Here is a 13,470-nt window from a genome sequence, read left to right as displayed (position 1 = left end):
TCTTAAAATTCAATGCCTTTCCGGGCCTTGATGTCCTGCTTGTAATAATGCTTGACCTCTTTCATTTCAGTGACGAGATCAGCTTTGTCAATGAGTTCCTGTGGTGCATAGCGACCGGTAATTACCAGCTCTATGTGTCCCGGGAGCTCATCTATTAGTTTGAGTACATCTTGAAGTGCTATCAGTTTGTAGTACAAAGCAATATTGAGTTCATCCAAAACAATCAGGGAGTATTTTCCCGAGTGGATAATGTTATTTGCTTTTTTGAGACCTGCCTTTGCGGCCTCATAATCTTCATGTTCAGGGTCTCGATTGATAAAGCATTTACGACCAAAAAGCTCATGGTCTATTAGCGGCATTTGCTCGGTAAAAACGCTAACTTCGTTGTAGGCCATTCCTTTTACAAATTGCCCAAAAAAGACATTCATGCCTGAACCGGCAGCTCTGACCGCCAATCCTATGGCTGCTGTGGTCTTGCCTTTACCGTTACCTGTATATATGTGAATCATGTTGGCAAAGATAAGTTTTTTGGGGGCCAGGGCAAGAGAAAAGAAGCAGAGAGCATGGAAGATGGTGCCAGTGTGACATTTATTAAATTGGTTTACTTGAATTTTATGTGATTTTTTTCTTTATGCAAGGCGGGGTTTGCTAAGCATAGCCTTAGCTATGGTTAAAAACCCCAACGAAGCAGAAAGGGAATAAGCGCTTGAAATTAGTGAGTGAATTTTGTAATTGTCACACTAGGAGAAACTCTCTGCCAATTTCTGCTTTATATCACAGGGTTATTGCCTGAATCTCAACTCAATTTCCGAAACATTTTCCATAAGTTGAGCCAGTTTTTCAGGATCAGATTCACCCATTTTGTAGTGATATGGAAACAGAACCTTTGGTTGTACTATTAGGGCTGCTTTTTTGCACATCTCTGCATCCATGGTGTAGGGTAAGTTCATAGGAAGAAAAGCAATGTCTATATCGTATAGGTTTTTCATTTCCGGGATGTTTTCTGTGTCACCTGCCACATAAACGCTTGTGTCACCAAAATCAATCACATAACCATTGTCACGACCTTTGGGATGGAACGGTTCTCCACTGTCGCGTGTGTGTTCAATGTTGTAGGCCGGAACTGCTTTTATCGGAAAGCCTGCAAATTCTGTATTATCTCCATTTGCCAATACTTTTCCCTTTTCCAAAGAGTTGTAAGAAGCCTGGTTTAGAAATATTTTGGTGTTTTCTTTAGATATCAACTTGATGGCTTCAGGATCAAGATGGTCTCCATGGGCATGAGTGATAAGAATTAAATCGGCTTTGGGCATGGAAGAATAATCCCCCATTTTTCCAAAGGGATCAACGTGGATTACTTTACTGTCAATTTCAAAATACAGGGATGCATGGCCCACATGATAAATGTTCAGTGCTCCCGAAGAGGTTTCAAACTGATCTTTCTTAACTTCCTGGGCATGTGTGATTCCGGTTATTAAAAAAAGCACCGCGGTCACTAACTTAAACGGTAGTAAATGATTTGCTCTCATGATACCTTAGTTTTGTTTCTTTTAGTTTTATAACCTGTTTTGGAGCTATTTGTTTATCTGATGACCATGGCAGAATGAAAGGCTCTTGCAGGGTATTTATATCAATAGATCGTTAGATTTCCTGCCTGCCGGCAGGCAGGTTAGATAAAAGATTTAGGATAAACCCCATGGCACTGATAATATGACTGTTAGAGTAATTATTGCATTGCTTGCAAGTAGCTAACAATCAGACGATTATAAAACTTTAAGGCTGTAGTTAAAAATAACAATTTTTCCAAAGTCCCCGAACGGGGGGCAAATTTGAATAACCCCGGGTACACCTGCCCGGGGTTCAAAATAAGGATATAATCGGTCTCTGAAAGAGGCCAACATTCCATAAATCATTAAAATACACGGAATAGTTGCCCCCCCGTCAGGGACCCTGCAGCTCCGACATCTCCCCCGGGCTTATCTGCCCGGGGTTATCTAAGTTTGCCCCTTTTCAGGGACTTTATAGATTAGCCTTTTATGCATCATGTAGGTATTTAAAAGAAAAACCTAATTGTTTTTATCATCGCAAATATAAACTAGAGCCAACTTTAACGGACTGTTGTATATAGTACCAGCAAGAAAACTAAGGTTTTTCCGGTCTTTGATAAGAAGGCGTCAAATGTGAGGCTTTCGAAGTTCCTGAAATCAAGGAGTTTAATTTTCGTAAATGACTGTTTCAAAAACGACAATAACGAAGTAGTTGGTGTTTGCTTGCAAAGACTATGTAAATTCTCAATCTCTAAAATGTTCTAAAGCCTTGTGCAAAGACCAGTGATTTCCCAACCTGATTTTTGTCCTGTTTTACTTTTTCTGCGTTAAGTTTTTTTGCCGAAGTCCACTAAGGCTGTAAAGCTTGAATTGAAAAAACAAAAATATCATCAAAAATTATAGTTCGACGAATTAAGGTTTATTTCATTAGTCTTGGATGAAAAGGAGGTTAAGTAGTGCGTGTCCATAAAATCCCATTTACTGGGTTGCGCCTTCCCAAAAATTACTCATCCCGAAGGATCGGGACTGCGTATTTTCGGGCTTCGCACACCCCCGAAGAAAAATCGGGGCAGGCTTTGTAAATAAAACTTTCTGAATACACACATATATTTTTCACGTGTTTGAGATAGAAAGTTCAAATTCAAGGCGTGTGAAAAATCTAAACCGCAGTCCCGAAGTAGCTTTTGTAAGGTTTTTTGAACAAAAAACCAACAAAAAGCACAATCGGGATGAGAATTTAGATTTTGAACAACAACGCAGAAGTTGGACTTTATAGACAAAAACTAAGTAGGGAGTGACGGTCTAAAGTTTTGCACAAAAAAAAGGCACTTGCGTGCCCTTTTCAAGTATTTTGTGGTATGCTTTACGACAGACTGGCAATTTTATCTCCCTGATATTTACCGGCTGCAAGTTTCTCTTTAATTTCAGAGAAAGCTTTCACCGTAAACTCAACGTCTTCGAGAGAATGCACTGCTGTAGGTATGAGACGCAACATTATTTGTCCTTTTGGAATAACCGGGTAAACCACGATTGAGCAAAACAGGTTGTAGTTTTCACGCAAATCCATAATAAGGTTGGTTGCTTCGGGAATCGTACCGTTCAAAAATACCGGAGTTACAGGCGATTCGGTAACACCGAGGTTGAATCCCTGGGCGCGCAATCCTTTTTGCAAGGCCTTAACAACCGTCCAGAGTTTATCTTTTAACTCGGGATGAGACTTGAGCAGTTCTAGTCTTTTTAAAGCACCAATAACCATTGGCATGGGCAATGATTTGGCAAAAATCTGTGAACGCAGATTGTAACGCAAATGATGAATCACGTGTTCGCGACTTGCCACAAAAGCGCCGATTCCTGCCATGGACTTAGCAAATGTGCCAAATATTACATCCACTTTGTCCGTTACACCGTAATGCTCGGCAGCACCTGCTCCGGTGGTTCCCATGGTTCCAAAACCATGAGCATCATCGACCAGTAATCGAAAATCAAATTTATCTTTAAGAGCGGAAATTTTATCCAGATGCCCCAAGTCACCTGCCATACCAAAAACACCCTCGGTAATTACCAGAATACCACCTCCCGATTCGTTGGTGCGTTTTGTAGCCATGGAAAGCATCTTTTCGCATTTCTCGATATCGTTATGTGGAAATACAAAACTCTTACCGCCTTTGGCTTTGTGAAGGAAAATACCATCCATAATGCAGGCATGGCATTCGGAATCGTAAACAATGACATCATTTCGGTGAGCCAGAGTGTCAATGATAGAAACCATTCCCTGGTAACCGAAGTTAAGCAGGTAGGAATCTTCTTTACCCACAAAATCGGCCAAAGCTGATTCAAGCTCTTCGTGTTTACTGGTATGTCCGGACATCATGCGGGCACCCATTGGATAACCAAGGCCCCATTCTTTGGCAGCTTCTGCATCCGTTTTTCGCACTTCAGGGTGATTGGCAAGTCCCAGGTAGTTGTTCAAGCTCCAGTTAAGAACTTCTTTGCCGCGAAATTTCATGCGGGGAGCAATTTCACCTTCTAGTTTTGGAAAGGAAAAATAACCGTGGGCATCCTTGCCGTATTGGCCCAGTGGCCCCATGTTCTCGCTTATTCTATCAAAAATATCCACTTTACTATAGCTTTTAAATTTTAGGGGCAAAGGTAATGTTTTTTGTTTATTTTAACTGTTCATACAGAGTAATTCAAATTCTTGTTGAGAATATCCTTGTTTTATTGGCGATGTGGCCTGGTTTTTGATTATTCTCGGTGATGAAAAAATTGGGGTGATTTTTCACACAATATAAAAATACGCTCCTGTAAAATGAATAATTCAAAAGTAAAAACGTATCTTTGCACGGAATTTTGCCTTGGTTAGTTTTGTAACAGTGGGCAAATCTTGCGAACGCACAAAAGCGCATATTGATCATGAGGAAATTGCTTGTTTTGTTGGCAGTAGTTTTACTGGCCTCCTGTAGCGAATATCAAAAAATTTTAAAAAGTACCGATTACGATCTGAAATACGAAAAGGCTCTTGAGTATTATGAAGAAGGCGATTATATGCGAGCTTCAACATTACTTCAGGAGTTAATTTCTGTTTTTATGGGGACCGATCGCGCCGAGGAAGCACACATTAAGTATGCCAACTCTCTTTTCAATATGCGTGATTACATTAGTTCGGTGCATTTTTTTCGGGAATTTGTTGATAAGTATCCCAATAGTGATTATGCTGAAGATGCCCAGTTTATGATTGGGGCTTCATATTTCGAGCTTTCACCGAAAGCCAGGCTTGATCAAACCGATACAAATAACGGGATAGAAGCTTTTCAGTTGTTTACAAGTTTGTATCCCAACAGTCCTAAAGTTGATGAAGCCCTGGACATGATGGATGAGCTTCGTGAGAAGTTGGTTTATAAGTCATATTTGAGTGCCAAGTTATATTACCATCTTGGTACCTATATGGGAAATAATTACAAGTCCGCTGTAATTACAGCCCGAAATAGTTTGGATGAGTTTCCTGATACTAAATACAGAGAAGAATTGTCTTTTTTGATCCTTGATTCATTGTATATTCAGGCTGTAAACAGTGTTGAAGAAAAAGAAGAGGATCGACTAAGAATGACTCTGGACGAGTATTATGCATTCATTAATGAGTTTCCGGAAAGCTCATACATGAAGAATGCCAATGAGATTTTTGAAGATGTAACATCGATGTTAAATAAATACAATTAAAACTAGCATTGCAATGGATTATAAGAAGTCGAATGCCCCACTGAGTACGGTTACCTGGGATACACAGGATATGTCTTCCCAAACTGGTAATATTTATGAAACCGTCATGATTATTGGCAAGAGAGCTAATCAGATTGGGGTTGAAATGAAGGAAGAGCTTAATAAAAAATTGCAGGAATTTGCCTCTTACACTGATAATCTGGAGGAGGTTTTCGAAAACCGTGAGCAGATTGAAATTTCTAAATTTTATGAACGTCTTCCCAAGCCTTCTTTATTATCGGCACAGGAATTTACCGAAGGTAAAGTATATTATCGCAATCCCACAAAAGATAAGCAGGAAGACGAAGAATAGTTCCTCATGCTTTATTAATTTTTTAATGATATAGGTGCTATTGCCTGCCGTAAGGCAGGTATAGTCATTTAAAGGGGGATGATTTTATTTTTGACAGGCATTGATTTTAGTTTTTTGACCTAAATACCCATGACGTGTCATTGAAAAACATCTAGTTGATTGTTGCTTTTTTAAAATATCCTGCAGGAAAATTCGCTTGCTGAATGCTTAAAGGAAAGAAAGTTATTTTAGGAATTACCGGTAGTATAGCTGCTTACAAAGCCGCATACTTACTTCGCCTCCTTGTTAAAGAAGGGGCAGAGGTTCAGGTTATTATTACACCTGCCGGAAAGGAATTTATCACAACTGTTACACTGTCAGCCTTGTCAGGAAAGCCTGTTCTTTCTGAATTTTTTGAAAATACAGACGGTTCCTGGCACAGTCATGTCGATTTGGGAATTTGGGCTGATATTATGGTAGTGGCTCCTGCGTCGGCGAATACTATGGGTAAAATGGTAAATGCCATTTGCGACAATTTGCTGATTACCACTTATCTTTCTGCCAAGTGCCCGGTTGTTGTCGCTCCGGCGATGGATCTGGATATGTTTGCACATCCGGCCAATCAAAGAAATGTTGATGTTTTGCGTCAGTTTGGGGCTCACATTGTTGAACCTGGGACGGGAGAATTGGCAAGTGGACTTGAAGGAAAAGGACGCATGGAAGAACCAGATGGGATTGTTGAACGGTTGAAGGAAATTCTTGGCTCTGAAAAAAAAAAGTCTCTGAGCGGTAAAAAAGTGCTTGTAACTGCCGGTCCCACTTACGAAAACATTGACCCGGTCAGGTTTATCGGCAATTACTCATCAGGCAAAATGGGATTTGCTATTGCCGAAGAACTTGCCACTCGGGGAGCTGAGGTTTCCTTGATAGCCGGGCCGGTTTCGCTGAATGCTCGAAATTCCCTGATTAACCGGACAGATGTTGTTTCAGCAAATGAAATGGATCAGGTATGTCAGGAAATTTTTCCAGATTGTGATGCTGCTGTATTTGCTGCCGCAGTTTCTGATTATGCACCGGAAAACAAATCGGAAGATAAAATAAAACGCTCCTCTGATAATATTTCTCTTCAGCTCAGGCCTAATCCTGATGTAGCTGCACGTGCCGGAATTATTAAGAAGAAAGGACAGATAACTGTTGGCTTTGCACTTGAAACCAATAATGAGGAGGTCAATGCAGCAAAAAAAGTGCAAACTAAAAACTTTGATTTTATTGTTTTGAATTCCCCGAATAATGAAGGGGAAGGATTTATGACGGATACAAATCGCATTTCAATCATTCACCGCGATCATAAAAAGGAAAATTTTCCGTTAAAGAGTAAACAGGAAGTGGCTTGTGATATAGTAAATGTCTTGGAGCAAAAACTCTTGTCATAAAGGATTTTTTAAGTGTAATCACTTGGTTCTTGAGTTTTGAAGACTTTGTTCTCATTTTCTTTACAGGCCTAAAAAGATAATTTGCTCATGAAGAAACTTTTTTTGTGCCTTGTTATTCTTTTTGTGTCTTTGTCTGCTGCGAAAGCACAAGAGCTCAGGTGTGCAGTTCAGGTTGTGGCACCATCAGTTCAGGGAACCAATCGCAATGTTTTTAAAAATCTCAGAGAGTCCATTTTTGAGTTTATGAACAACCAGCAGTGGACCAATCATGTATATGAGACTTCGGAGCGTATTGAATGTACTTTCCATTTTACCATTGACGAACTTATTGGTGTAGATCAATTTAAAGGATCTTTGCAAATTCAGGCTCGCAGGCCGGTTTTTAACTCTGCTTACACTACAACAACTTTAAATCTGAAAGACGATAAAATTGATTTTCAATACGGGGAGTTTGAAACACTTGTATTTAAAGAGAATAATATCGAATCCAATCTGGTAGCGATTCTTTCTTATTACGCCTACGTAGTTCTGGGATATGATTATGATACTTTTAGTCCGGAAGCTGGTAACCCATATTTTGAAGAGGCTGAAAAAATTGTGAATATGATGCAGAACGCCAGAGAAGCAGGTTGGAAACAGTTTGAAAGCCGTCAAAACAGGTATTGGCTAATTGATAACTTGCTTGAGGAGGACCATCATCCCTTACGCGAATGCTATTATGAATACCACCGTAACGGGCTGGACCGGATGTCTGACGATCCGGAAGAGGGAAGGGCCAATATTGCAGAATCTCTAGAGTTGCTGCGGGACGTTTACCGAACAGATCCAAGTTCTTACGCGTTACAGGTGTTTTTCGACGCTAAACAAAAAGAGTTGGTTAATATTTTTTCAGAATCTTTCTCCATGGAAAAAGCAGAAGTGGTCAATATATTAACAGAGATTAATCCGACCAATTCCGATGCTTATGAGAAATTGCTGAAAGATAACTAGTATCGATATGTTGAAATCATTATCCATAAAAAATTACGCCCTTATAGATAAAACTGAAATTGAATTTGGTTCAGGCTTTACTGTAATTACAGGAGAAACCGGTGCCGGTAAATCCATTATGCTTGGTGCCCTGGGTTTGGTGCTTGGCCAACGAAGCGATGCTTCTGTTATTGGGGACAAAGAGAAGAAGTGTGTAATTGAAGGCGTTTTTGATGTTTCAAGGTATGGCCTAAAAGTACATTTCGAAGAAGAAGATGTGGATTATGAGGATGAAACTGTTTTGCGCCGTGAGATTTTACCATCAGGAAAATCCAGGGCTTTTGTAAATGATACTCCAGTTAATTTAAACTTCCTGAAACTTCTATCTGGCAAGTTGATAGATGTCCATTCTCAGCATCAGAATTTACTTCTGGGAGATAATCGTTTTCAACTTAATGTAGTAGATACGGTTGCCGGAAACTCTGAAAAACTTGAGACTTATCAGGAAACATATCGACAATACAGGTCATTACTTTCTGAGAAAAAGCGGCTTGAGGATATGAATGCCCGCCAAAGGGATGATCAGGACTATTGGGATTTTCAGTTTAAGCAACTTGAAGAAGCCAATTTGCAGTCTGGCGAACAGGACGAGCTGGAGCAGGAACTTGAGCAATTAACCCATGTAGAAGACATAAAATCGGTCCTTTCACAGGCTTCGCATATACTTTATGAGAGGGAACAGCCTATGATCCAGGAATTGTTTCACCTCAAGGATGAACTTCGGAAAATTGCTGCATATCTTTCTGATGGAGAAGAGTTGGCGTCCCGTCTTGAATCAGCTTATATTGAACTGAAAGACATTGCTGAAGAAATTTCAGAACGGGGAACCGATGTTGAATATGATCCTGCACGTCAGCAGGTAGTTCAGGACCGTTTGGATATGATCTATTCGCTCCAGCAAAAGCATCATGTTGATTCGGTGGAAGCTTTGTTGGGTCTAAAAGAGGACCTCTCGGCTAAGCTCCGGCAACTGGCCTCTTTTGATGAGGATCTGTCTGCTATTCAGAAAAAAATTGAAGAAGCTGAAACGGCTCTCGATAAACATGCTGTTGCGCTGACAAAGAGCAGAGAAAAAGTGTTCAGTAATATAGAAAACACGGTGCAGGGCCAATTAAGGGAGCTTGGAATGCCTCATGCAAGATTTTCTGTGAATAACACCCCTGTGAAAGAATACGGACAGAACGGAGGGGACGAAATAGCATTTTTATTTTCTGCCAATAAAAGTGCCGGCCTCACAGATATCCCTAAAGTAGCCTCCGGAGGTGAAATATCGCGTGTGATGCTTTGTATTAAATCGCTTTTGTCCTCTGCCAAAGGTTTACCTACCATTATTTTCGATGAGATTGATACCGGAGTTTCAGGAGAAATAGCCGATCGTATGGGGCGAATTATGCAGGGAATGGGGCAAAACATCCAGGTGGTGAGCATTACACATCTTCCGCAAATTGCCGGTAAAGGTCAGCGACACTTCAAAGTTTTTAAGACTGAAACGGATCATCAAACTATTTCTTCGGTTAAGTTGTTAGGTACCGATGAAAGATTGGCAGAGATAGCCGGAATGTTGAGTGGTGCCCGGGTTACGGATGCTGCACTTGAAAATGCTCGGTTTTTAATGGAGAATTAAGGTCTGACTTAACTATAAATCCTTTAATGGTGTGTATTTTTGTTAAATATGCATCGTTTTTTATTTGATAAATAGTTGTTAGTAAGTCGTTTGACTTGTTTTTAAATAGATTCTATAAACACAAGAGTTCGTAATTGTTTCGCTGATTACGATTTTGCAATATATTTGCAGCCTGAAAAACAATTTTATCGATATGGGAAATAACTTGTTAAAAGGGAAAAGAGGGATTATTTTTGGAGCCCTCAATGATATGTCAATTGCTTGGAAGGTAGCAGAGTTGGCCCATGAAGAAGGCGCTACTTTTACTTTGTCCAACACCCATGTGGCTTGCCGGATGGGAGACGTCACCAAATTGGCCGAAAAAACAGGAGCAGAATTGATTCCTGCAGATGCCACCAATGTGGAAGATCTTGAAAATGTTTTCAAGAAATCTACGGAGGTTTTAGGCGGAAAGATTGACTTTGTGCTCCACTCAATCGGGATGTCGCTAAACGTTCGTAAGAAACGGGTTTATCACGATTTGGATTACAACTATCTTCAGAAAACATTAGACATTTCAGCTATTTCATTCCATAAAATGTTGCAGGTAGCATTTAAGCAGGATGCCATGAATGAATGGGCTTCTGTTTTGGCTTTGTCCTATGTTGCTGCTCAACGTACACTTTATGGGTATAACGATATGGCCGATGCCAAGGCATTGCTTGAGTCCATTGCCCGTAGTTTTGGTTATATTTTCGGACGCCAGAAAAAAGTACGTGTCAACACCATTAGTCAGTCGCCAACAGTTACAACTGCCGGTAGCGGGGTAAAAGGTATTGATGGTTTGATCGACTTCTCCGATCGTATGTCACCACTCGGCAACGCAGATGCTGAAGATTGTGCTAATTTCTGTCTGATGATGTTCTCCGATTATGCTCGAAAAGTGACCATGCAGAACCTTTATCATGATGGTGGTTTTTCCAGTATGGGTATGAGTATGAGGGCGATGAAGCAATATAATAAGAGCTTTGATTCGGGAGAAATAGAAGACCTTTATTGAGGAAATGAAGTCAGATAAAATGAAATGATCTCATTTCATCAGAACTTAATTAACAAGGCCATTCCATTTTTTGGGAATGGCTTTTTTATTGAGTATATTTGGCGCGATTTTCAGACCAAAAAGTTATTCCAAAGGAGCCCTTTTAATTTGTTGAGCCTGAAGTAAAAAAAATAGAAGAGTTCTTTTACTAAAAAAGAAAAAAATCAGATAAATGGATAAATACCAGATTAACCACCTTAGAGAACTTGAAGCTGAATCGATTTTCGTGATTCGGGAGGTGGCCGCCCAGTTTGAGAATCCTGTTATGCTTTTTTCGGGGGGTAAAGATTCGATTGTTATGTTTCACCTTGCCCGCAAGGCTTTTTGGCCTGCAAAGGTGCCTTTCCCATTGATGCACATCGATACGGGGCACAACTTCCCTGAAACTATCGAATACCGCGATAACCTGATGGAGAAAACCGGTGCACGCTGTATTGTTAAGTATGTTCAGGACACCATTGACCAGGGTAAGGCAGTGGAGGAAACCGGAATCAATGCCAGCCGGAATAAAATGCAAACCATTACTCTTTTGGATGCTATTGAACAGGAAAAGTTTGATGCAGCCATGGGAGGGGGGCGACGCGATGAAGAAAAAGCACGCGCCAAAGAACGTTTTTTCTCCCACAGGGATGAGTTTGGACAATGGGATCCTAAAAACCAGCGTCCGGAGCTTTGGAATCTTTTCAATGCTAAGAAAAATATGGGTGAACATTTCAGGGTATTTCCTATTAGTAACTGGACTGAGATGGATGTTTGGCAATATATTTATATGGAAGAAATTGAATTGCCTTCTCTCTATTTTACGCATAAGCGTGAGGTCTTCCAACGTGATGGCGTTTGGATGGCCAAAGCTCCTTTTATGCAATTAAAAGAAGGAGAGAAATTGGAAATGCGTGATGTACGCTGTCGCACTATTGGAGATGTTACCTGTACCGGTGTAACCCTTTCAACGGCCAATAATATTCAGGATATTATTCAGGAGGTCGCTGCAACACGTGTGACTGAACGTGGTGGCCGTGCTGATGACAAACGTTCTGAGTCTGCAATGGAAGACCGTAAGCGTGAAGGATACTTCTAGGGCCCCCTAAATCCCCCCAAGGGGGACAAAAAGATGTGGGGTTTTGAGTTCCAAAAAAAAATAGAAACTGATAATTGATCATTGTTTATTGGTCATTGTAAATAGATAATTGAAAAAAATGAGTGGAAAAGAATCCGGATATTTAGATATGGAGCTTTTGCGGTTTACCACCGCGGGTAGCGTTGATGACGGCAAAAGTACCCTGATCGGTCGTTTATTATTCGACTCAAAAGCCATTTTTGAAGATCAAATGGAGGCCATCGAAAGAGCAAGTATTCGCTCAGGTGGTGAAGATGTTAATCTGGCCTTGCTTACAGATGGTCTTAAAGCTGAAAGAGAACAGGGGATTACCATAGATGTAGCTTATCGTTATTTTGCTACCCCTAAACGTAAGTTTATTATTGCAGATACTCCCGGACATATTCAGTATACCCGTAATATGGTGACTGGTGCAAGCACTGCTAATGCAGCCATTATTTTGGTTGATGCCCGTCATGGTGTTTTGGAACAGACTCGTCGCCACACTTATATTGCTTCTTTGTTGCAAATTCCTCATATCATTATTTGTGTGAATAAGATGGATTTGGTTGATTACAAGGAAGAAGTGTTTGAGCAAATTAAGGCTGATGTTGAAGATATTTCCTCAAAACTGAGCGTTAAAGATGTTCGTTATGTTCCCATCAGTGCCTTGGTAGGAGATAATGTGGTTACCCGTTCCGAAAAGATGGAATGGTACGATGGGCCTACTTTGATGTATTTGTTGGAGAACCTGCATATCGGAAGTGATCTTAACCGATCTGATTTCAGAATGCCTGTTCAGTATGTGATTCGACCACAATCTAAAGAGTATCCCGACTATAGGGGATATGGTGGCCGTGTTGTAAGTGGAAGTCTCAATGTGGGGGATACAGTAAAAGTATTACCATCAGGTTTTACTTCAAAAGTTAAAACCATTGACCTTTTTAAGGATAGTCTAAAGACCGCGTTCGCTCCGCAGTCCGTGTCTGTTCAACTGGAAGATGATATTGACATCAGCCGTGGAGATATGTTGGTAAAAGAGACCAATGGTCACGAACCCGTGATAGGCCAGGATATTGATGTAATGTTGTGCTGGTTTAATGACCGGAAGATGGTGCCAAGAGGTAAATATACTTTGCGTCAGACAACTTCTGAGATGCGTTGCATGGTCAAGAGTGTCGATTACAAAATGAATATCAATACCCTTGAGAAAGATTCGGATGACCTAGACGTTGGAATGAATGACATCGTTCGTGTGAAGCTACGCACAACAAAGCCTTTGTTTTTCGATTCTTACAATGTTAACCGAAATACCGGAAGCCTTGTGCTTATTGATGAATCAACTAATGAGACAGTTGCTGCCGGAATGATAGTGTAATAGATTTTATCATAACAGGGAAAAGCTGTTCAATTAGTTTTGGGCAGCTTTTTTATTGATCATCCGTTTTTAACCTAAATTAATAACATGCCTGCAGCAAAGGATGGGCCTTGGCCTGTGAACCAATCAAGGGAAGTGAAAATAGGGTTGAAAAGTCTTTTTTTGCTGATCCCGATTTCAGTTTTTTAAGGCTTTTGATTTCTAAACCGAAGTTCTGGTTTCGATTTGATTGCTTAG

The 13,470-nt window shown here is 40.4% G+C and carries 11 protein-coding genes; 8 read left to right on the top strand and 3 right to left on the bottom strand.

Translation table 11 applies throughout. From position 1 onward, the window contains the following. Positions 1–2: 2 nt before the first annotated feature. From DDZ16_RS04230 to DDZ16_RS04215, 3 genes are all read right to left on the bottom strand, one after another. A complete protein-coding gene (locus DDZ16_RS04230) occupies positions 3–509 on the bottom strand; it encodes a cob(I)yrinic acid a,c-diamide adenosyltransferase (RefSeq protein ID WP_109263180.1) in 507 nt (168 codons plus the stop codon). A 273-nt stretch (positions 510–782) separates the two neighbouring features. Further along, entirely contained in the window at positions 783–1,529 is a 747-nt protein-coding gene (locus DDZ16_RS04225) for an MBL fold metallo-hydrolase (RefSeq protein WP_109263179.1), read from the bottom strand. Between the two features lie 1,381 nt (positions 1,530–2,910). Beyond that, on the bottom strand, positions 2,911–4,194 hold the full coding sequence (locus DDZ16_RS04215; protein ID WP_232526549.1) for an aminotransferase class I/II-fold pyridoxal phosphate-dependent enzyme: 1,284 nt from the start codon (positions 4,192–4,194) through the stop codon (positions 2,911–2,913). Positions 4,195–4,460: 266 nt separating this feature from the next. Between DDZ16_RS04215 and DDZ16_RS04210 the strand changes: the two genes are divergently transcribed. From DDZ16_RS04210 to DDZ16_RS04175, 8 genes are all read left to right on the top strand, one after another. Then, the gene (locus DDZ16_RS04210; protein ID WP_109263176.1) at positions 4,461–5,264 is read left to right on the top strand and encodes an outer membrane protein assembly factor BamD; all 804 of its coding nucleotides are present in this window, start codon (positions 4,461–4,463) and stop codon (positions 5,262–5,264) included. A 13-nt stretch (positions 5,265–5,277) separates the two neighbouring features. Then, on the top strand, positions 5,278–5,616 hold the full coding sequence (locus DDZ16_RS04205; protein WP_109263175.1) for a DNA-directed RNA polymerase subunit omega: 339 nt from the start codon (positions 5,278–5,280) through the stop codon (positions 5,614–5,616). Positions 5,617–5,819: 203 nt separating this feature from the next. Further along, on the top strand, positions 5,820–7,028 hold the full coding sequence (coaBC, locus tag DDZ16_RS04200) for a bifunctional phosphopantothenoylcysteine decarboxylase/phosphopantothenate--cysteine ligase CoaBC (protein ID WP_109263174.1): 1,209 nt from the start codon (positions 5,820–5,822) through the stop codon (positions 7,026–7,028). Positions 7,029–7,115: 87 nt separating this feature from the next. Then, entirely contained in the window at positions 7,116–8,018 is a 903-nt protein-coding gene (gene porD, locus DDZ16_RS04195) for a type IX secretion system protein PorD (RefSeq protein WP_109263173.1), read from the top strand. 7 nt (positions 8,019–8,025) lie between these two features. Continuing rightward, positions 8,026–9,681, top strand: a complete 1,656-nt coding sequence (recN, locus tag DDZ16_RS04190) for a DNA repair protein RecN (RefSeq protein WP_109263172.1) — start codon at positions 8,026–8,028, stop codon at positions 9,679–9,681. Between the two features lie 193 nt (positions 9,682–9,874). Then, positions 9,875–10,720 carry an enoyl-ACP reductase FabI gene (locus DDZ16_RS04185; RefSeq protein WP_109263171.1) on the top strand — a complete coding sequence of 282 codons (846 nt, stop codon included), beginning with the start codon at positions 9,875–9,877 and terminating at the stop codon, positions 10,718–10,720. Between the two features lie 211 nt (positions 10,721–10,931). Then, a complete protein-coding gene (gene cysD / locus DDZ16_RS04180; RefSeq protein ID WP_109263170.1) occupies positions 10,932–11,837 on the top strand; it encodes a sulfate adenylyltransferase subunit CysD in 906 nt (301 codons plus the stop codon). 118 nt (positions 11,838–11,955) lie between these two features. Further along, positions 11,956–13,233, top strand: coding sequence for a sulfate adenylyltransferase subunit 1 (locus DDZ16_RS04175; RefSeq protein WP_232526548.1), 1,278 nt, complete (start codon positions 11,956–11,958; stop codon positions 13,231–13,233). The last annotated feature ends 237 nt before the right edge of the window (positions 13,234–13,470 follow it).

It is taken from the genome of Marinilabilia rubra (genome assembly GCF_003121985.1).
GTDB classification, from domain to species: Bacteria; Bacteroidota; Bacteroidia; order Bacteroidales; family Marinilabiliaceae; genus Marinilabilia; species Marinilabilia rubra.
This window is presented reverse-complemented; position numbering and strand designations above follow the sequence as displayed.